The following is a 19,090-nucleotide window of genomic DNA, read 5'->3' as shown; positions in this document are numbered from 1 at the left end:
CGGATGGCGATGGCGCCGACGCTTCAGACGCCGCGGCGCGTGTAGTGCGTGGCCAGTGCGCTGGCGGCCATGGCGGCCAGCAGTCCGGCGAGGCCCGCCCAGTGCAGCGCGTCCATCCCCGGCCCTTCGATGAGCCAGCCGCCGGTGGAGGCGCCCAGGGCCTGGCCCGCATACATCGCCGAGGAGTTCAGCGCCACCGAGGCGGCGGCGAGCCCGGGCGCGATGCCGACGAGGCGGGCCTGCTGCGCCGAATTCGACGAGAAGCAGCCCAGCGCCCAGGGGATGCTCACGATGGCAGCAAGCCACAGGGTGGTGCCCAGTGGGAACAGCAGCATGCTCGCCGCCATGAGGGCGATGCCGGCCATGATCGCCCGCGGCGCGCCGATGCGGTCGATGTAGCGCGCCATGAGCATGTTGCCCAGCAGGCCGAAGGCACCGAACCACATGAAGAACAGGCTCAGCGCACCCGGCGTGACGCCCAGCTTCTGCCTGAAGTAGGGCGCGAAGTAGGAGAACAGCACGAACTGCCCGCCCGCATAGAGCACGGTGACCAGCACCGTCGTCATGAGGGCGCGCGAGCGGAAGGTCTCGGCCCAGGCGGCGCGCGACAAGGCCGGCGGCGTGACCCCGTCGGGCATCGCCACCCACACCCACAGGGCGCTGGCGAGGCTCAGGGCGGCGACGACGCCGAAGGCGGCCCGCCAACCCACCGTGCCGCCGACATAGGCGGCGATCGGCATCCCCAGCACCGACGCGACCGACCAGCCGACGAAGATGAAGGTGATGGCGCGGCCCCGCTGTTGCGGCGGCACCAGCAGGCCCACGCAGGCGGCCGCCTGCGGCGTGAAGATCGCCGGGGCCAGCAGCGCAAGCACGCGCAGGGCCAGCAGCGCGGCGAAACTGGGCGCGAACGCGCACGCCAGGTGCAGCAGCGCGTACCAGAGCATGGACAAGGCGAGCAGCCGGCGGCGGTCCCAGCCGGCGACGAGCGCCGCGCACAGGGGCGCGCCGACGCACATGAGGACGGCGCCCGCCGAGATCAGCTGGCCGGCGGTCGCCACCGACACGGACAGGTTGGAGCTGATCTCGTTCAGGGTGCCCGGTACCGCCATCACCCCGGTGCCGATCACGAAGTTGCCGAACAGCATCGGCCAGAGCACGGCGGGCAGGGCCTCCGGCCGTGCCGACGGACTGACCTTGCTGCGCGTCGATGACGGAACGACTTCGGGCGTGCTGGCAGTCATTCCCTCATCTTGTCATTTCGTCATCGCCCCTAGCGACGTACCTGCAGCGCGCCCGGGTTCACGATGTTCGTCGGCGTGCCCCGGATGTAGTTGACGACGTTGTCGAAAGCGGCGCCGAAATACAGCTCGTAGCTTTCCTGTTCCACGTAGCCGATGTGCGGCGTGCAGATGCAGTTTTCCAGGCGCAGCAGGGCGTGGCCCTGCAGGATCGGTTCGCTCTCGAACACGTCGATCGCCGCCATGCCGGGGCGGCCGCGGTTCAGCGCGGCGATCAGCGCCTCGGGCTCGACGAGTTCGGCGCGCGAGGTGTTGACGATCAGCGCCGTGGGCTTCATCCGGTTGAGGTCCTCCAGCTTGACGATGCCGAAGGTGTCCTCGTTCAGGCGCAGGTGCAGGCTGAGCACGTCGCTGTCGGTGAACAGGGACTCCCGGCTGGGCGCGGCCGACAGGCCGTCCGCCTCGGCGCGGGCGCGCGACTCGGGGCTGCCCCAGACCTGCACGCGCATGCCGAAGGCCTTGCCGTAGCCGGCCACCAGCTGGCCGATCTTGCCGTAGCCCCAGATGCCCAGGGTCTTGCTACGCAGCACCGTGCCGACGCCGAAGTTGGCCGGCATGGACGCGGATTTCATCCCCGACTGCTGCCAGGCACCGTGCTTGAGGCTGCTGATGTACTGCGGCAGCCGGCGCACCGCCGTCATGATCAGCGCCCAGGTGAGTTCCGCCGGCGCGATGGGAGAGCCCACGCCCTCGGCCACCGCGATGCCGCGCTCGGTGCAGGCCTCGATGTCGATGTGGGCGCCGACGCGCCCGGTCTGGGAGATCAGCTTGAGCCGCGGAAGCTTCTCCACGAGTTGCCGCGTGATGGCGCTGCGCTCCCGGATCAACACGATCACGTCCGCGTCGCGCAGGCGCACCGAGAGTTGGCCGATGCCCTTGACGGTGTTGGTGAAGACCTTGGCGGGGTAGGCTTCCAGCTTGGACGCGCACTGGAGCTTGCGTACCGCGTCCTGGTAGTCATCGAGAATGACGATGTTCATTCCCTCGATTGTGCCTCGGCTGCCGTGCGGTCCGCGGCGCGCCGGCCGCGGCGGCGCTAGCATCCGTGCTTTTCGACCCCAGGAGACCTGTTCCATGCCCTTATCCATGTACTCGGCCAGCGTGCCGGTGTTCCAGCACATGCTGCGCAACCTGAGCCACCTCCTCGACAAGGGCGAGGCGAGCGCCGAGGCCCGCAAGTTCGACCCGTCGGTGCTGGCCGGCGCCCGGCTTGCTCCCGACATGCTGCCGTTCACCCGCCAGATCCTGATCGCCTGCGACGGCCCCAAGCTGGGTGTGGCGCGCATCGCCGGCATCGAGGCGCCGAAGTTCGACGATACCGAGACCACCTTCGCCGAGCTGAAGGCCCGCATCCAGAAGACGCTGGACTTCCTGGCGACCGTCCCCGCGAGCAAGCTGGACGGCACCGAAGACAAGGAAATCACCTTTCCCATCGGGCGCGAGAAGACCCGCACCATGACGGCGCAGGCCTACCTGACGACCTGGGTGCTGCCGAATTTCTTCTTCCATGTGACCACGGCTTACGCCATCCTCCGGCACAACGGCGTGGACATCGGCAAGCAGGATTACCTGGTGGGCGCGCAACGCTGAGCCGTCAACGCCAGCCCACGGCCCGTGGCAGGCCGGCCTCGTTGCCGGCTTCCAGCGCGGCGAGCCGGTCCAGCTCTGCACAGACGTCGGCCAGGCGGCCGGAGATCACCATGCGCCCGGCATCGGCGCGCGCCGCGCTGGGCTCGACCACGCGCACGACGCGCAGCGGCGTGACCTTCGCGGCGACGGGGCGCTGTGCCGGCGGGCGATCGGCAGCGCGTGCGGTGCCTCGGCGTCGCGGTGCAAGGCAGGCCAGCAGCGCCTGCAGCGAGGCGAACAGGTTGGCGAGCGGGACGGTGAATGCATTTGCCATGTGACAGCTCCTTGTAGACGAGGGCACAGGCAGGATTGGTCTGGACATGCGGCGGCCGCAGGGTGATGGCGATGCCTCGCCATACGCCTGCCACCTGCGGACACCGCGGGGGGTTACATGAGCATGGTGTTGCGGATGAGGCCGACGGCCACGCCCTCCACCTCGAAGGGCTCGCCCGGCTCCACGACGATGGTCGGGTAGTCCGGGTTCTCCGCATGGAGTTCGATGAGGTGCTTGTTGCGGCGGAAGCGTTTGACCGTGACATCGTCGCCCAGGCGCGCGACGATGATCTGGCCGTTCTTCGCGTCGCGGGTGGACTGCACCGCGAGCAGGTCGCCGTCCATGATGCCGGCGTCGCGCATGGACATGCCGCGCACCTTCAGCAGGTAGTCGGGCCGGCGCTGGAACAGGCCGCTCTCGACGTAGTAGGTCTGGTCGACGTGTTCCTGCGCCAGGATGGGCGAGCCGGCGGCCACGCGGCCCACCAGCGGCAAGGCGAGTTGCGCGAGGCCTTGCAGCGGCAGCTGGAACTGCTTGATGCGCGACTCGTGGATGGACCGCAGCGCATCGCTCTGGAGCCGGATGCCGCGCGAGGTGCCGCTCACGAGCTCGATGACGCCCTTGCGCGCCAGGGCCTGCAGGTGCTCCTCGGCCGCGTTGGCGGACTTGAACCCGAGTTCGGCAGCGATCTCGGCGCGCGTGGGCGGTGCGCCGGTGCGCGCGATGGCGCTCTGGATCAGGTCCAGAATCTGTTGCTGGCGGGGCGTCAGCTTCGGTGTTTCCATGAACGCGGGCTCCTGGGGCTGCGGCGGGAGGGTTACTGTGTTGATATCCAGTATCTGTATTTTTGAACAGTTTCGCGGGGAATGCAAGTGAGCCAGCGAAGAATCGTGGTACTGGGCACCGGCGGCACCATAGCGGGCCGCGCCCGATCGTCCTCGGACAACGTCGGCTACCAGGCTGGCGAGCTCGCGGTGGCGGACCTGCTCGCGGACGTGCCGGTGCCTGCAGGGTGCACGCTGCAGGCGGAACAAGTCGCGAACGTCGACAGCAAGGACATGGACTTCGCGGTGTGGCGCAGCCTGGCGCAGCGCTGCGCCTACTGGCTGGCGCAACAGGACGTCGCCGGCCTCGTGGTCACGCATGGCACCGATACGATGGAGGAGACCGCGTTCTTCCTGCAGTCGCTGCTCGCCCCGGCCAAGCCGGTGGTGCTGACCGGCGCCATGCGGCCAGCCAGCTCCGCGGCGCCCGACGGGCCGCAGAACCTCACGGACGCGCTCGTGGTCGCGGCCTGGCCCGGGGCGAGCGGCGTGTGCGTGCTCTTCGCCGGCACCGTGCACGGTCACGCGGACGTCCAGAAGGTGCACCCTTACCGCCTCGATGCGTTTTCCTCCGGCGACGGCGGACCGCTGGCCTTCGTCGAAGAAGGGCGGCTGCGCGTGCTCCGTCCGTGGCCTGGCGGAACACCAGCGCGGGCCGTAGCCGCGCTCGCCGCGGCCGAGGGGTGGCCGCGCGTGGAGATCGTGACCAGCCACGCCGGCGCCGGTGGCGCCATGGTGGACGCGCTGGTGCGCGACGGCGTCGCAGGGCTGGTCGTCGCGGCGACCGGCAACGGAACCGTGCACCACGCGTTGGAAGACGCGCTGCTGCGTGCGCAAGCCGCGGGCGTGGCGGTGCGGCGCGCGACGCGCTGTCCCTTCGGGCGCATCGTGCCGCATGCGGGCAGCCGCCTGCCGGCGGCCGAGGGCCTGTCGCCGGTCAAGGCCCGCATCGCCTTGCTGCTGGAGCTGATGGCCTGATGTTCGCGGGCCTGCAGTCGCACGCCTGGGCGTACCCCGTGCTGGAGATGATCCACATCTTCGGTATCGCGCTGCTGCTGGGCAACCTCGTGCTGCTCGAGCTGCGCGCCTTCGGCAGCGGGGTGGCCCTGCCGGTCCAGCCCCTTGCGCGGCTGGCGCTGGGCATTGCGGTCTCCGGTTTCGCCCTGGCCGCCGGCAGCGGTGCGCTGATGTTCGCGAGCCAGCCGACCGAACTGCTCGCCAACCGCGCCTTCACCCTGAAGATGGCGTTGATTCTCGCGGCGGGGTGCAATGCAGCCTGGTTCCACCGCCGCGGCTCGATCGCGCGCTGCGACACCGCCGCGCGCGCCCAGCTCGTGCTCTCCACCCTGATCTGGCTGTCCGTGCTCGCCTGCGGCCGCTGGATCGCCTACCGTTAGGACCGCCTATGACGACCCGCCGTACCTGTCTGCTGGCCGCGCTCGCGTGGCCTCTCGCCGCCCGCGCGCACCATGGCTGGAGCAGCTTCGACCAGGACCGGCCCCTGTTCGTCCAGGGCCGGGTGGTCGCCGTGCGCTGGCACAACCCGCACGTGGAGCTGGAAGTGGAACTGCCGCCCGATTACAAGGTGCCCGGTGACCTGGCCACGCGCGAGATCCCCGCGCAATCGGCTCCGGTCGACGGCAAGGCCTTGCTGGCACGCGCCACCGCGCCCGCGCGCAAGGACCGCCGCTGGACGATCGAGCTGGCGCCGCTGACGCGGATGGAATCGTGGCGCATCACGCCGGTGAAGGTGGGCGCGACGGTCGGCGTGCTCGGCTACACCTTGCAGGGCGACAAGGAGGCCGTGCTGCGCGCGGAGTATCTCTACGTGGACGGCAAGGCCTACGGGCTGCGTTCCAGCCCGGCCTGATCAGGCGCCGCAGTCGGCGAGCGCGGTAAGCGCGCGGGCGGTGATCTCTTCGACGCTGCCGAGCCCATCGATCCGGCGCACCTTCGGCGCATTCTGCGGATCGGACTTGGCCCAGTTGGTGTAATAGTCCACCAGCGGCCGGGTCTGCGCGGCGTAGACCTCGAGCCGCTTGAGCACGGTCTCTTCGCGGTCGTCGTCGCGCTGGATCAGCGGTTCGCCGGTGACGTCGTCCTTGCCCTCCACCTTGGGCGGGTTGAACTTCACGTGGTAGGTGCGGCCGGAGGCGGGATGCGAGCGGCGGCCGCTCATGCGATCCACGATCTGCTGGAAGGGCACGTCGATCTCCAGCACGCAGTCGATCTTCACGCCCGCGTTCTTCATCGCGTCGGCCTGCGGCAGGGTGCGCGGAAAGCCGTCGAACAGGAAGCCGCGCACGCAGTCCGGCTGCGCCAGGCGCTCCTTGACCAGGCCGATGATGATCTCGTCGCTGACCAGCGCCCCGGAATCCATCACCTTCTTCGCCGCGAGCCCCAGCGGCGTACCCGCCTTCACGGCGGCGCGGAGCATGTCACCCGTCGAGATCTGCGGGATGCCGTATTTCTGGCAGAGAAAGGTGGCCTGTGTTCCTTTTCCGGCGCCTGGCGCGCCCAACAGGATCAGTCTCATCGGGGGTCCTCGGAAGTTTTGGATTCGCTCCGGCACTGCTGGCCGGCGCCTCCCGCGCGGCCGTCGCACCTGTTGCTGCAGAGGATAGCACGCACCCCCTGCGTGGAACTTACTGCCGCGAGTGCGCGCGGCTTATCGGCCAGAGGAGAAATGGCGGCGTACGCGCTCCAGGTCCTCGGGCGTGTCGACGCCCGGGCCCGGTGCCACATCGCTCACGTGCACCGCGATGCGGTGGCCATGCCAGAGAGCGCGCATCTGCTCCAGCGCCTCGCAGGTTTCCACCGGCGCTTGCGGCAGGCCGGGGAAAGCACGCAGGAATCCCGCGCGGTAGCCGTAGATGCCGACGTGGCGCAGTGGTGCGGGCTCGGGCAGGGCAGTGATGCCCGCCGCGAATCCGTCGCGCCACCAGGGGATGGGCGCACGGCTGAAGTACATGGCCAGGCCGTCGGCCTGCAGCACCACCTTCACCACGTTGGGGTTGCGGAACTCCTCGACGCTGGCGATCGCATGCGCCGCCGTGCTCATGCTCGCCTGGGGACGCGTTTCCAGCAGTTCGGCGACGGCGTCGATGAGGGCAGGGTCGATCAGCGGCTCGTCGCCCTGGACGTTGACCACCACGTCGTCCTGCTCCAGCCCCAGCAGGTGACAGGCTTCGGCGAGCCGGTCGCTGCCGGAAGGGTGGTCGGCGCGCGTGAGCACGGCACGCACGCCGTGGCGGCTGCAGGCGTCGGCCACGCGCGGGCTGTCGGCCGCGACCACGACCTGTGCAGCGCCGGACTGTTCCGCGCGCTGCGCGACGCGCACGACCATGGGCAGGCCCGCGATGTCGGCGAGCGGCTTGTCGGGCAGGCGGGTGGAGGCCAGCCGCGCCGGGATCAGGACGGTGAAGCGCATCGCGCTAGACGAGCGGGGTGCGCGCGGGCAGGCGCTCCAGTTCGTCGTCGGACAGCGTGCGCGCCTCTTCCTCGAGCAGGACGGGGATGCCGTCGCGGATGGGATAGGCGAGGCGGGCGCTGCGCGACAGCAGCTCCTGGCGCTCGCGGTCGTAGTCGAGCGGCCCCTTGGTCACGGGGCACACCAGCAGCTCGAGGAGGCGCGAATCCATGGCGCGATCATAGCCGCGCGTCCAGCAGCCCATCGAAGGCCTGCCAGAAGGCGGCCGGGATGGTGACCTGCAGAGGCACGGCCCAGGCATCGGGCCGCGTGCGCCAGAGTTTCACCGCATCCTTTTCGGTGCACACCAGGACCGCGTCGGCCGGCAAGAGCGGCCCGTCGGCGAACGCGTGGTGGTCGGGCAGGGGATGGGTCTGCGCGGGCGCCACGCCGGCATCGCGCAGCATGCGGAAGAACACTTCGGGGTTGGCGATGCCTGCGATCGCATGCACCGGGCCGCCGCGAAGCTCTGCGAGCGCCTTGCGCGTGCCGTCGGCACGGATCGCGAAATCCGCCAGCGCGCGCTCCATCGGATAGGCCTCGATGCCTTGCGGGCGCCCGTGCGCGAGCACCAGGTCGACCGGCCGCGGCCAGGACTCGCGCAAGGGCCCGGCGGGCAGCAGCCAGCCGTTGCCGGTGCCGCGCTCGTCGAACACGCACAGCTCCAGGTCGCGGTGCAACGCGTGGTGCTGCAGGCCATCGTCGCTCACGATGACACGCGTCGCGGGATACGCACGCAGCAGCGCGCGTGCCGCGTCGGCGCGCCGGCGCGCCACGAAGACGGGAGCGCCGGAACGCCGGCGAAGCAGCAGCGGCTCGTCCCCCGTGCGCGCGGCCTCGTCGCCGGGCTGCACCTCCAGGCAGGCATCGCCGCTGCGGCCATAGCCGCGCGATACCACGCCCGCGGCGATGCCGCGCTGCGCGAGGTGTTCCAGCACGGCGAGCACCACGGGTGTCTTGCCCGCGCCGCCCGCGACGACGTTGCCCACGACGATCACGGGCACCGGCAGGCGCTCGGGCCGGCGCAGCGCCCGGTCCAGGGCGACCAGCGCGCGGTACAGGAGGGACAGGGGATAGAGCAGCCGTGCGACCGCGCCGCGGCGCAGCCACGCGCGCTGCAGCGCGCTCACTTGGCGCCGGCCGCCGCCGAAGACTGGGTGGCGAAGGTGATCTGCGACAGGCCCACGCGCCGGGCCGCCTCCATCACCGTGATCACGGACTGGTGCGACGCGGTCGCGTCGGCGGTGATGATCACCACCGCGTCCTTGCCGGCCTTGGCCGCATCCGCGATCGAGGGCGCGAGCGTTTCCGCATTGCGGCCATTCACCGGAAGCTTGTTGACCATGTAGCGCCCGTCGGCCGACACGGCGACGACCACTTCGCGGGGGTAGTCGCGCTGCGCATCGGCGTCGGCGACCGGCAGCTTCAGCTGCATCTCCGTGAACTTGCTGTACGTGGTGGTCAGCATCAGGAAGATCAGCACCACCAGCAGCACGTCGATGAACGGGATCAGGTTGATCTCCGGTTCTTCCTTGGCGCGGGGACGGAAGTTCATGCCCTGCGCAGGTGGTTCAGGTGACGCGCGAAGCGTTCGGCGGCCAGTTCCAGCGTGAGCAGGTAGGCGTCGACGCGGCCCCGGAAGTAGCGCCAGAAGATCAGGGCGGGAATCGCGACGATCAGGCCGAAGGCCGTGTTGTAGAGCGCCACCGAGATGCCATGCGCGAGCTGCGCCGGGTTGCCGCCCGTGGCGCCGCCGGCCGGACTCTGCGAACCGAAGATTTCGATCATGCCGATGACCGTGCCCAGCAGGCCCAGCAGCGGCGCGGCGGACGCGATGGTGGCGAGTGCATTCAGGTAGCGCTCCAGCCGATGCGCGACGGCGCGGCCGACGTTTTCCATGTTGGCGCGCAGGTCGGCTTCGGTGCAGCGCGGGTCGGAGTTCAGCGCGCGGAAGCCGCTGGCGAGGACTTCGCCGAGCGCGGAGTTCTGCTCGAGCTGGCGGACCACGTCGGGCGCGGGCACCGAGGTGCGCGACACGGCCAGGGCTTCGTCCAGCAGGCGCGGCGGGGCGATCTTCGCGGCCTTCAGGCTCAGGAAACGTTCGATGATGAGGGCGAGCGCAAGGATGGAGCAGGCAACCAGCGGCCAGATCGGCCAGCCTGCGGCTTGTATGATCGAAAACAAACGGGGGTCCTCCGCCGGGGGCTCTTACTGCTGAAAACGGCGCCGTCGTGCGCTCGCTTGCCGCGGATTATGAGGGACGGCGCCACTGTAGGATTCGCCCTCAGGCGCGTAGGACATGACGCCGTGGCCGTAGGACGACACTCACAAAAGTTGTGGATAACTTTGTTGAGAAAGCCCAGTCCCCAGACCGCCAGCCCGCACCCATGCTGCACCGTGACAGAACGATGACGAAATGAGCAGGAAAATCTCCTTTGGAATCAAGGACTTGCTCCGAGAAATCAGCATCCGCGCGGGCGCGGGGCGGCTTCCCGCTGCTTTCAAGGCGCTGTGGATGGATTTCCACCGGGTTTTCCCTGAGAGGGCGGAGGTTTGCTGACGGACGGAGGGCCGGGCGGCGCCGCGCGCCGTGTCTGGACGGTGGGCGCCCTGTGCCGCGCAGTGGCCGACGCGCTGGAAGCGCGCTTCAATCCGGTGGCCGTGCGCGGCGAGATCACCGGCTTCTCCCGCGCAGCCAGCGGCCATTGCTACTTCGGGCTGAAGGACGCGCAGGGCCAGGTGCGCTGCGCCATGTTCAGGCGCTCCGCCAGCCTGCTGGATTTCGTCCCGCGTGACGGCGAACTCGTCGAGGCCACGGGACGACTCGGCGTGTACGAACAGCGGGGCGACCTGCAGCTGGTCGTCGAGAGCCTGCGGCGTGCCGGGCAGGGCGCGCTGTTCGAGCAGTTCCTGCGCCTCAAGGCCAAGCTGGAGGCGGAGGGCCTCTTCGACGCCGCGCGCAAGCGCGAGCTGCCCCTGCTGCCCAAGGGCATCGGCATCGTCACCTCGCTCGGTGCCGCGGCGCTGCACGACGTGGTGACCTGCCTGCGGCGGCGCGCGCCGCACGTTCCGGTGGTGCTCGCGCCGGCGGCGGTGCAGGGCGCGCAGGCACCGGCGGAACTGGTGGCGGGCCTGCGATCCTTGTACCGCGTCGCCGAGCGCGGCACCATCGACGTGATCCTGCTGGTGCGAGGCGGCGGCTCCATCGAGGACCTGTGGGCCTTCAACGACGAACAGGTGGCGCGCACCATCGTCGCCAGCCCGGTGCCGCTCGTGAGCGGCGTGGGTCACGAGACCGACTTCACCATCGCCGACTTCTGCGCCGACGTGCGCGCGCCGACGCCGACGGCCGCGGCCGAACTCGCCGCGCAGCCGCAGGAGACCTGGCTGGCGGCGCTGGGCATGATGCACGACCGGCTGCGCGAAGCCGCCCTGCGCCGGCTCGACCGCGCCAGCCAGCGCCTCGACCAGGCCGCCGCCCACCTGGGCCGGCCTTCCTCGCGCACCGCCCAGCAACACCTGCGCATCGAGCGGCAGGCGCAGCGGCTGCGCTTCGCGCTGGCGGATCGCGCGCGCCGCGCGCACGACGAGCTGCTCGCGGCGCGCGAGCGCCTGCGCGGCGGCAGCACAGCGCGGCTGGAGCGCGCGGGCCGGCAGTGCGAGCGGCTTGAAATGCGGCTGCAGCTGCTCGACCCGCGACTGGTGCTGCAGCGGGGCTATGCCTTGCTGACCGACGCCGCATCCGGACAACCCGTTACCAGCGCGCAGCATGCGCACGCAGGCCAGCACCTGCGCGCCGCCCTTGCCGATGGCGAGGTTGATCTGCGGGTGCTCGCGCCTGCCGCGCAGAATCGTCCCTAGAATCAGCCGTTCAGACCACAAACCCACCGAGGAAGAAGATGGAACACGTCCTGCCCCCCCTGCCGTACCCGATCGACGCGCTGGCGCCGCACTACTCGCGCGAGACGCTCGAGTACCACCATGGCAAGCACCACCAGGCCTACGTCACCAACCTGAACAACCTGCAGAAGGGCACCGAGTTCGAGAACATGTCCCTGGAGGACATCGTCCGCAAGTCCTCGGGCGCGATCTACAACAACTCCGCCCAGGTCTGGAACCACACCTTCTTCTGGAACTGCATGAAGCCGCAGGGCGGCGGCGAAGCCACCGGCGCCGTGGCGCAGGCGATCAACAACAAGTGGGGCAGCTACCAGGCCTTCCGCGAAGCGTTCGTGAAGTCCGCCGTCGGCAACTTCGGCTCGGGCTGGACCTGGCTGGTGAAGAAGCCGGACGGCTCGGTGGACATCGTCAACACCGGTGCGGCCGGCACGCCGCTCACCACCGCCGACAAGGCGCTGCTGACCGTGGACGTGTGGGAGCACGCGTACTACATCGACTACCGCAACCTGCGCCCCAAGTTCGTCGAGACCTATCTGGACAAGCTGGTGAACTGGGACTTCGCCGCGAAGAACTTCGGCTGAGGCGAAGCGCGCGCAATGCGAAAGGGCCGCTCGCGCGGCCCTTTTTTTCTTCGTATCACTTGAATGGCGGCCCCGCCAGGCGCGTGCCCGCCTTGATCCCGCGCTTGCTGAACCAGCCGGTGTTCATCTCCAGCACGTAGCGCACGGGCTTGCTGGAGCAGTGCGAGTCCAGCGTCTGCGCCTTCATCTCCTCGATGTTGACGATGGTGCCGTCGTCGGCGACGAACGCGATGGCCAGCGGCAGCAGCGTGTTCTTCATCCAGAAGCACTGCTGCGACGGCTGCTCGAAGACGAAGAGCATGCCTTCGTGCTGGGGCATCTCCTGGCGGAACATGAGGCCGGTCATGCGCTGGTCGTTCGTGGTGGCGACCTGAGCGTCGATGACGTGCATGCCGGCGTTGAGCTTCACCCGCGGCAGATTCATCTGCGCTTCCTGGGCAAACGCGTTCAACGCGAGCACGGCGGCGGCGAGGGCAAGAAACTTCTTCATGGCACTATTGTCGGGCGGAACGAGAAATGCCCGCTGGCGCGGGCATCACGAGGCGGGAGCGAGCCCTGGCTCAGCTCTTCTTCTCTTCCTTCTTGTCTTCCTTCTTCTCGCCCTTCGTGGCGGTCTTCTTGGACTTCTTGGTCGACTTCTTGTCGGCCTTGGCGTCCTTCTTTTCCGTCTTGGCTTCGGCCTTGGCTTCGGTCTTGGCGGCCGACGCGCCCGCCATCGGGGCACCGACGTGGGAGGCGGCGAACGCGGTGGAGACCGCGAACAGGGAGGCAACCAGGGCGGCGAGCAGCTTGCTCATGGAAAATCCTTTCGATGTGGTTCCAGGGTGGTGCGCACACCCGGCGCGGGGCGGCCCATCCGTAACGGCAGGTGCCCGGCGCGCGTTGACACGCGAGGGTTTGCCCACCCCCCAAAGACAAGGGCCGCCCGAAGGCGGCCCTTGCATCCACGGAGGGAAGACGCCGGATTACGACTTCTTCTCTTCCTTCTTGGCATCGGCCTTCTTGGTGTCCTTCTTGGCGACCTTGGCCTTCTTCTCGGTCTTGGCGACGGCCTTTTCGGCCTTGTCGGCCTTCGCTTCGGCCTTCTCGGCCTTGGCTTCGGCCTTGACGGCGGTCTTCTCGGCCTTCTCGGCCTTCACTTCGGCCTTGGCAGCCTTGGCTTCCGCCTTGGCGGCGGGAGCGGCCGGCGTCGCGGGCGTGGCGGGCGTGGCTTGGGCGAAGACGGCAGCGGAGAACAGGCCGGCGATCAGGGCAGCGAGGATCTTGGTCATGGTGTTTCCTTCGGGATCGTTTTGGAAATGCCTAACGAAAATGTCAGACACCTCGGCAACGCGGCAGTGCGGGCGCCGGTTGACAGGGCCCTTCGCGCACGGCCCGCGAACGCGATTGCGGCTGCCCGGCGGCTAGAATTTGCCGGCCCGCCCGGGCTGCCCGCCGCACGGGCCGATCTTTCCTTCCCCTCCCGGAGCTTTCGCCATGGCTTACCAGCACATCAAGGTTCCCTCGCAGGGCCAGAAGATCACCGTCAACGCCGACACGTCGCTGAACGTGCCGGACCAGCCGATCATCCCGTACATCGAGGGCGACGGCACCGGGGTCGACATCACGCCGGTGATGCTCAAGGTGGTGGACGCCGCCGTGGAGAAGGCCTACGGCGGCAGCAAGAAGATCCAGTGGATGGAGATGTACGCCGGCGAGAAGGCCACCAAGGTGTACGGACCGGACGTGTGGCTGCCGGACGAAACGCTGGAGGCCGCGCGCGAGTACGTCGTGTCGATCAAGGGCCCGCTGACCACGCCGGTGGGGGGCGGCATCCGCTCGCTGAACGTGGCACTGCGCCAGGAGCTGGACCTGTACGTCTGCCTGCGCCCCATCCAGTACTTCAAGGGCGTGCCGTCGCCGCTGAAGGAACCGGAGAAGACCCGGATGGTGATCTTCCGCGAGAACTCGGAGGACATCTACGCGGGCATCGAGTACGAGGCGCAGGGCGAGAAGGCGAAGAAGCTCATCGCCTTCCTGGTCAAGGAGATGGGGGTCAACAAGATCCGCTTTCCCGAAACCTCGGCGATCGGCATCAAGCCGGTGTCCATCGAGGGCACCGAGCGCCTGGTGCGCAAGGCCTTGCAGTACGCGATCGACAACGACAAGCCTTCGGTCACGCTGGTGCACAAGGGCAACATCATGAAGTTCACCGAAGGGGGCTTTCGCGACTGGGGCTACGCCCTGGCGAAGAAGGAGTTCGGCGCCGTGGAGATCGACGGCGGGCCCTGGTGCAAGTTCAAGAACCCCAGGACCGGCCGCGACATCATCGTCAAGGACGCGATCGCCGACGCCTTCCTGCAGCAGATCCTGCTCAGGCCCGCGGAGTACAGCGTGGTGGCCACGCTGAACCTCAACGGCGACTACATCTCCGACGCGCTCGCCGCGCAGGTCGGCGGCATCGGCATCGCCCCGGGCGCCAACCTCAGCGACTCGGTCGCGATGTTCGAGGCCACCCATGGCACGGCGCCGAAATACGCAGGCAAGGACTATGTCAATCCCGGCTCCGAGATCCTCTCGGCCGAAATGATGTTGCGCCACATGGGCTGGACGAAGGCGGCCGACCTGATCATCAGCTCGCTCGAAAAGGCGATCCAGTCGAAGAAAGTCACCTACGACTTCGCGCGGCTCATGGATGGCGCGACGCAGGTGAGCTGCTCCGGTTTCGGGCAGGTGATGATCGACAACATGTGACCGGGCGGTCCCGCGCAGGCGGGAGCCGGGCCCCGCCACGGGGAGGACATGACAGCCGCCCACGGGCGGCTTTTTCCATCCCGGGGAGGGGCCAGGTTCCACAGCGTAAAATGATCGGTCGCATCGTGGCGCCCGCCGACTTCCCCCAACCTTCCTGAGAGACATCCCCTTGGCTGCCGACCGTTCCAAGATCATCTACACGCTGACCGACGAAGCGCCGTACCTGGCGACGCACTCCTTCCTGCCCATCGTCCGCGCCTTCGCCGCCGCGGCCGGCATCGAGGTGGTGGAGAGCGACATCTCCGTGGCCAACCGGATCCTCGGCGAGTTCCCGGAGTTCCTGAAGGACGACCAGAAGGTGTCCAACTCCCTGGCGGAACTGGGCAAGAAGACGCTGCAGCCCGATGCCAACATCATCAAGCTGCCGAACATCAGCGCCTCGCAGAACCAGCTGGTCGCCGCGATCCGCGAACTGCGCTCGCGTGGCTACATGGTCCCCGAGTATCCGGAAGCGCCGAAGACCGACGAGGAGAAGGCCATCCGCCAGCGCTACGCCAAGGTGCTGGGCTCCGCCGTCAACCCCGTGCTGCGCGAAGGCAACTCCGATCGCCGCGCCCCCAAGGCGGTGAAGGAGTACGCGCGCAAGAACCCGCACAGCATGGCCGAATGGAGCCCCGCGTCGCGCACGCACGTCTCGCACATGGTCGGCGGCGACTTCTACGCCAGCGAGAAGTCCATGACGCTGGACCGCGCGCGCGACGTGAAGATGGAGCTGATCACCAAGTCCGGCAAGACGATGGTGCTCAAGCCCAAGGTTTCGCTGCTCGAAGGCGAGATCATCGATTCGATGTTCATGAGCAAGAAGGCCCTGATCGCCTTCTACGAGAAGCAGATCGAGGACGCCAAGAACACCGGCGTGATGTTCTCGCTGCACGTCAAGGCCACGATGATGAAGGTCTCGCACCCCATCGTGTTCGGCCACTGCGTGCGCGCCTTCTACAAGGAAGCGTTCGAGAAGCACGGCAAGCTGTTCGACGAGCTGGGCGTGAACGTGAACAACGGCATGGCCAACCTGTACGACAAGATCGCGGCGCTGCCGCAGTCGCAGCAGGACGAGATCAAGCGCGACCTGCACGCCTGCCTGGAGAATCGCCCCGCGCTGGCGATGGTGGATTCGGCGAAGGGCATCACCAATTTCCACTCGCCCAACGACGTCATCGTCGACGCTTCGATGCCGGCGATGATCCGCCAGGGCGGCAAGATGTACGGCGCCGACGGCCGCCTGAAGGAAGTCAAGGCGGTCATCCCCGAGTCGACCTTCGCCCGCATCTACCAGGAGATCATCAACTTCTGCAAGTGGCACGGCGCCTTCGATCCCAGGACCATGGGCACGGTGCCCAACGTGGGCCTGATGGCGCAGCAGGCCGAGGAATACGGCTCGCACGACAAGACCTTCGAGATCCCGGAGGACGGCGTGGCCAACATCACCGACCTCGCCACCGGCGAGGTGCTGATGACGCAGAACGTGGAGCAGGGCGACATCTGGCGCATGTGCCAGACCAAGGACGCCGCGATCCGCGACTGGGTCAAGCTGGCCGTCACCCGCGCCCGCAACTCTGGCATGCCGGCGGTGTTCTGGCTGGACAACTACCGCCCGCACGAGGCGGAGATCCGCAAGAAGGTCGCCCTGTACCTGAAGGACCACGACACCACGGGCCTGGACATCCAGGTGATGAGCCAGACCCGCGCCATGCGCTTCACGCTCGAGCGCGTGATCCGCGGCAAGGACACCATCAGCGTCACCGGCAACATCCTGCGTGACTACCTGACCGACCTGTTCCCGATCATGGAGCTGGGCACCAGCGCCAAGATGCTGTCCATCGTGCCCCTGATGGCCGGCGGCGGCATGTACGAGACGGGTGCCGGCGGCTCGGCGCCCAAGCACGTGCAGCAGCTGGTGGAAGAGAACCACCTGCGCTGGGACTCGCTGGGCGAGTTCCTCGCGCTGGCGGTGAGCCTGGAGGACGAGGGCCTCAAGACGGGCAACAAGAAGGCCAAGATCATTGCCGACGCGCTGGATGCGGCCACGGGCAAGCTGCTGGACAACAACAAGGGCCCGTCGCCCAAGACCGGGCAGCTCGATAACCGCGGCAGCCAGTTCTACCTCACGCTGTACTGGGCGCAGGCCCTGGCGGCCCAGACCGACGATGCGGAACTCGCCAAGCGCTTCGCGCCCCTGGCCAGGACGCTCGCCGACAACGAGAAAAAGATCGTCGACGAGCTCAATGCGGTGCAGGGCAAGCCGGCGGACATCGGCGGCTACTACTTCCCGGACCGCAAGAAGGTCACCGCGGTGATGCGTCCCAGCCAGACCTTCAACGCCGCACTGGCGTCCGTGCAGGGCTGACGCCCCCGCGCACGCGAGGAAAAAAGCCGCCCGCGGGCGGCTTTTTTCTTTTGCACGGGCGCAACGTGCGCGTCGCCGCCTGTGCGTTCCTGCACGGCCGTCCGGCGTGCGTTTCGTTGCACCTGCCCGTGCATGCGCCCCGCGCAGCTACCGTTGCGTCGGTATCACTCGAGAAAGTTGGGACGCATGCGTAGCTTGATCCTCCTGGCCGCCGCCGCCGTGCTCGCCGCGCCGGCCGTGCGCGCAGACGACGACCATCATGGCCATGGCCATGGCCATGGCCACGGGCATGGAAAGAAGGAAGAGTACTGGGACGGCAACTGCAAGGTGGAACGCAAGTGGAAGCACGGCGAGTACGAGGAAAAGCGCAAGTGCAGGGCCCCCGAGCGCGTCGTCGTGGTCCCGGCACCGCAGCCGCAGCCGCAGGTCGTGTACGTGTACCCGCCGTGGATGCACCGCGAGCGCAACGAGGTGACCTACGTGCCGCAGTACCAGCCGCCGCAGCGCGTGGTCTCCGGCGCGAGCTACTGCAATAGCGAGACCGTGGGCCAGGTGCTGGGCGGCGTCGTCGGCGGCGCGCTGGGCAGCCAGATCGGCAAGGGCAACGGCCGCACCGCCGCCACCATCGGCGGCGCCATCGCCGGCGTCCTGGTCGGCGGTGACGTGGGCCGCAGGATGGACGCGGGCAACCAGGCCTGCGTCGGCCAGGTGCTCGAAGTGGCCCCCGTGAACCACCGGGTCCAGTGGGTCGAAGGACCTTCGACCTACGTCGTGGTGCCGGCCAAGGCCGTCATGCGCCAGGGCAGCTACTGCCGCCCCTACACCGTGGAAGTGCGCGGGCCCTACGGGACGCAGCGCAGCAACGGCACGGCCTGCCGGCGCGGCGATGGCGTATGGGTCGCCGCCTGAAGCAGCAAAGCCGCCCTCGGGCGGCTTTTTTCTGGCCTGCGTCCCGGCCGGGGGGCGGGATGGACTTCAGCGCACGGGCGCGCTGCCCCGGCTCACTTCTGTGCGTGGTCGCTGCCGTGGCCGCCGGCCGCATGGAACTGCGGCGCTCGCACCTTGGGCTGGCGCGGGGGGCGTTCGCTGGCTGAGGGCTGCGTCTGGATCGGGCCAGGCTGGGCCTGGATGTTCTGCGCAAGTTGGCCCTTGGGCCCCTGCTGGATGTCGAAGCTGACGCGCGAGCCCTGCTTGAGCGTCTTGAAGCCATCCATGGCGATCGCCGAAAAATGGGCGAAGACATCGGAGCCGCCGCCATCCGGTTCGATGAATCCGAACCCCTTGGCGTCGTTGAACCACTTGACTGTGCCGGTCGCCATGATGCGCGCCCCTACTCTTTGTTCCCTCGGAGCGCGCGAGTGTCCTTGAGAACCGCTCAACTGTCAATATTTTCACTTAGTGGCAGCCAGTTTCGCGCCGATTCCGGCGTCCTGCTCGGCAGCGCGCGCCTTCGGTGTAGGAAATGGCTATCGGGTCGGGCTTGTCGCTTGAATGTGACGGGACCGTCACCAATTCACCTAGGGTCGGCGGGTGCTGTTTCCCGTCGATAGAATGAATTTCATGGCCAGTCAGACACCTACTCCTCCTCCGGCCGGTCCCGTCATCCGGCCGTCGGACGATGACGGCGGGTCTGTGGTGGCGGAGCGCAAAACCCAGAAGACCAAACCTCCGCAGATGTACCAGGTCGTCATGCTGAACGACGACTACACGCCCATGGAGTTCGTGGTGGTGGTGATTCAGGAGTTTTTCAACAAGGATCGCGAGACGGCTACCCAGATCATGCTGAAGATCCATCTGGACGGCAAAGGCATCTGCGGGGTGTATTCCCGCGATGTCGCGGCCACGAAGGTCCAGCAAGTCCAGGAGGCCGCCCGCCAGGCGGGCCACCCCCTGCAATGTTTGAGTGAACCGGTGTAAAGGACCGGGCTCAGAGGAAGTAGAAAACGTTTTGAACGACAGGCACAAGGAAATC

General features: G+C 68.2%; 23 protein-coding genes and 1 pseudogene. 10 read left to right on the top strand and 14 right to left on the bottom strand.

Annotation, left to right across the window (positions count from 1 at the left end; genetic code table 11):
* Positions 1-23 precede the first annotated feature (23 nt).
* Together AC3EGR_RS10000 and AC3EGR_RS09995 are read right to left on the bottom strand one after the other, a co-directional pair.
* A complete protein-coding gene (locus tag AC3EGR_RS10000; protein WP_488546328.1) occupies positions 24-1,244 on the bottom strand; it encodes an MFS transporter in 1,221 nt (406 codons plus the stop codon).
* A gap of 29 nt (positions 1,245-1,273) precedes the next feature.
* Positions 1,274-2,281, bottom strand: coding sequence for a D-2-hydroxyacid dehydrogenase family protein (locus tag AC3EGR_RS09995; protein ID WP_488546327.1), 1,008 nt, complete (start codon positions 2,279-2,281; stop codon positions 1,274-1,276).
* Between the two features lie 94 nt (positions 2,282-2,375).
* On the opposite strand from AC3EGR_RS09995, the gene AC3EGR_RS09990 reads away from it, so the two are divergent.
* Entirely contained in the window at positions 2,376-2,891 is a 516-nt protein-coding gene (locus tag AC3EGR_RS09990; protein ID WP_488546326.1) for a DUF1993 domain-containing protein, read from the top strand.
* Positions 2,892-2,895: 4 nt separating this feature from the next.
* Here AC3EGR_RS09990 and AC3EGR_RS09985 read toward each other — a convergent pair whose 3' ends face one another.
* Both AC3EGR_RS09985 and lexA read right to left on the bottom strand, forming a co-directional pair.
* Positions 2,896-3,204, bottom strand: a complete 309-nt coding sequence (locus AC3EGR_RS09985) for a hypothetical protein (protein ID WP_488546325.1) — start codon at positions 3,202-3,204, stop codon at positions 2,896-2,898.
* A 113-nt stretch (positions 3,205-3,317) separates the two neighbouring features.
* Positions 3,318-3,989 carry a transcriptional repressor LexA gene (lexA, locus tag AC3EGR_RS09980; protein ID WP_488546324.1) on the bottom strand — a complete coding sequence of 224 codons (672 nt, stop codon included), beginning with the start codon at positions 3,987-3,989 and terminating at the stop codon, positions 3,318-3,320.
* 81 nt (positions 3,990-4,070) lie between these two features.
* On the opposite strand from lexA, the gene AC3EGR_RS09975 reads away from it, so the two are divergent.
* Genes AC3EGR_RS09975 through AC3EGR_RS09965 form a run of 3 tightly spaced genes read left to right on the top strand, consistent with a single transcriptional unit; the run spans position 4,071 to position 5,898 of the window.
* Positions 4,071-5,006, top strand: a complete 936-nt coding sequence (locus tag AC3EGR_RS09975) for an asparaginase (RefSeq protein ID WP_488546323.1) — start codon at positions 4,071-4,073, stop codon at positions 5,004-5,006.
* Complete coding sequence (locus tag AC3EGR_RS09970) at positions 5,006-5,425, top strand: hypothetical protein (RefSeq protein ID WP_488546322.1); 420 nt, start codon at positions 5,006-5,008, stop codon at positions 5,423-5,425. Before AC3EGR_RS09975 ends, AC3EGR_RS09970 begins: the two co-directional genes overlap by 1 nt.
* Positions 5,426-5,433: 8 nt before the next feature.
* Positions 5,434-5,898, top strand: coding sequence for a DUF6152 family protein (locus tag AC3EGR_RS09965; RefSeq protein ID WP_488546321.1), 465 nt, complete (start codon positions 5,434-5,436; stop codon positions 5,896-5,898).
* Here AC3EGR_RS09965 and adk read toward each other — a convergent pair whose 3' ends face one another.
* From adk to AC3EGR_RS09935, 6 genes are all read right to left on the bottom strand, one after another.
* Positions 5,899-6,564, bottom strand: coding sequence for an adenylate kinase (gene adk / locus AC3EGR_RS09960; protein WP_488546320.1), 666 nt, complete (start codon positions 6,562-6,564; stop codon positions 5,899-5,901). It abuts the gene before it with no gap.
* Positions 6,565-6,696: 132 nt separating this feature from the next.
* Positions 6,697-7,458: a 3-deoxy-manno-octulosonate cytidylyltransferase gene (gene kdsB, locus AC3EGR_RS09955; RefSeq protein ID WP_488546319.1), complete on the bottom strand. Its 762-nt coding sequence runs from the start codon at positions 7,456-7,458 to the stop codon at positions 6,697-6,699.
* A 4-nt stretch (positions 7,459-7,462) separates the two neighbouring features.
* Positions 7,463-7,669, bottom strand: a complete 207-nt coding sequence (locus AC3EGR_RS09950; RefSeq protein ID WP_488546318.1) for a Trm112 family protein — start codon at positions 7,667-7,669, stop codon at positions 7,463-7,465.
* A 7-nt stretch (positions 7,670-7,676) separates the two neighbouring features.
* A complete protein-coding gene (lpxK, locus tag AC3EGR_RS09945; RefSeq protein ID WP_488546317.1) occupies positions 7,677-8,627 on the bottom strand; it encodes a tetraacyldisaccharide 4'-kinase in 951 nt (316 codons plus the stop codon).
* The gene (locus AC3EGR_RS09940; protein WP_488546316.1) at positions 8,624-9,052 is read right to left on the bottom strand and encodes an ExbD/TolR family protein; all 429 of its coding nucleotides are present in this window, start codon (positions 9,050-9,052) and stop codon (positions 8,624-8,626) included. The genes lpxK and AC3EGR_RS09940 overlap by 4 nt, the downstream gene beginning before the upstream one ends.
* Positions 9,049-9,681, bottom strand: a complete 633-nt coding sequence (locus AC3EGR_RS09935; protein ID WP_488546315.1) for a MotA/TolQ/ExbB proton channel family protein — start codon at positions 9,679-9,681, stop codon at positions 9,049-9,051. Before AC3EGR_RS09935 ends, AC3EGR_RS09940 begins: the two co-directional genes overlap by 4 nt.
* Positions 9,682-10,050: 369 nt before the next feature.
* Between AC3EGR_RS09935 and xseA the strand changes: the two genes are divergently transcribed.
* Positions 10,051-11,358, top strand: coding sequence for an exodeoxyribonuclease VII large subunit (gene xseA / locus AC3EGR_RS09930; protein WP_488546314.1), 1,308 nt, complete (start codon positions 10,051-10,053; stop codon positions 11,356-11,358).
* Between the two features lie 38 nt (positions 11,359-11,396).
* The gene (locus AC3EGR_RS09925) at positions 11,397-11,978 is read left to right on the top strand and encodes a superoxide dismutase (RefSeq protein WP_488546313.1); all 582 of its coding nucleotides are present in this window, start codon (positions 11,397-11,399) and stop codon (positions 11,976-11,978) included.
* Positions 11,979-12,033: 55 nt separating this feature from the next.
* Here AC3EGR_RS09925 and AC3EGR_RS09920 read toward each other — a convergent pair whose 3' ends face one another.
* From AC3EGR_RS09920 to AC3EGR_RS09910, 3 genes are all read right to left on the bottom strand, one after another.
* Positions 12,034-12,468 (bottom strand): DUF192 domain-containing protein, encoded by a 435-nt coding sequence (locus AC3EGR_RS09920; RefSeq protein WP_488546312.1) that lies wholly within the window; start codon positions 12,466-12,468, stop codon positions 12,034-12,036.
* Between the two features lie 70 nt (positions 12,469-12,538).
* Positions 12,539-12,775, bottom strand: coding sequence for a hypothetical protein (locus AC3EGR_RS09915; protein WP_488546311.1), 237 nt, complete (start codon positions 12,773-12,775; stop codon positions 12,539-12,541).
* A gap of 168 nt (positions 12,776-12,943) precedes the next feature.
* Positions 12,944-13,249 (bottom strand): hypothetical protein, encoded by a 306-nt coding sequence (locus AC3EGR_RS09910; protein WP_488546310.1) that lies wholly within the window; start codon positions 13,247-13,249, stop codon positions 12,944-12,946.
* Between the two features lie 205 nt (positions 13,250-13,454).
* On the opposite strand from AC3EGR_RS09910, the gene icd reads away from it, so the two are divergent.
* The 3 genes from icd to AC3EGR_RS09895 all read left to right on the top strand — a co-directional run bounded on the left by icd (position 13,455) and on the right by AC3EGR_RS09895 (position 18,027).
* Complete coding sequence (gene icd, locus AC3EGR_RS09905; RefSeq protein WP_488546309.1) at positions 13,455-14,711, top strand: NADP-dependent isocitrate dehydrogenase; 1,257 nt, start codon at positions 13,455-13,457, stop codon at positions 14,709-14,711.
* Between the two features lie 169 nt (positions 14,712-14,880).
* A complete protein-coding gene (locus AC3EGR_RS09900; RefSeq protein WP_488546308.1) occupies positions 14,881-17,118 on the top strand; it encodes an NADP-dependent isocitrate dehydrogenase in 2,238 nt (745 codons plus the stop codon).
* Between the two features lie 186 nt (positions 17,119-17,304).
* Positions 17,305-18,027 (top strand): RT0821/Lpp0805 family surface protein, encoded by a 723-nt coding sequence (locus tag AC3EGR_RS09895; protein ID WP_488546307.1) that lies wholly within the window; start codon positions 17,305-17,307, stop codon positions 18,025-18,027.
* 212 nt (positions 18,028-18,239) lie between these two features.
* Here AC3EGR_RS09895 and AC3EGR_RS09890 read toward each other — a convergent pair.
* Positions 18,240-18,437 (bottom strand): annotated as a pseudogene (locus tag AC3EGR_RS09890) (cold-shock protein); the annotation flags it as partial.
* Between the two features lie 232 nt (positions 18,438-18,669).
* On the opposite strand from AC3EGR_RS09890, the gene clpS reads away from it, so the two are divergent.
* Positions 18,670-19,035, top strand: a complete 366-nt coding sequence (gene clpS / locus AC3EGR_RS09885) for an ATP-dependent Clp protease adapter ClpS (RefSeq protein WP_488546502.1) — start codon at positions 18,670-18,672, stop codon at positions 19,033-19,035.
* The last annotated feature ends 55 nt before the right edge of the window (positions 19,036-19,090 follow it).

The sequence above is a fragment of the Ramlibacter sp. G4-7 genome (assembly GCF_057784995.1).
Note: the sequence above shows the minus strand (reverse complement) of the source record. Positions and strands in the feature narration are given on the sequence as shown.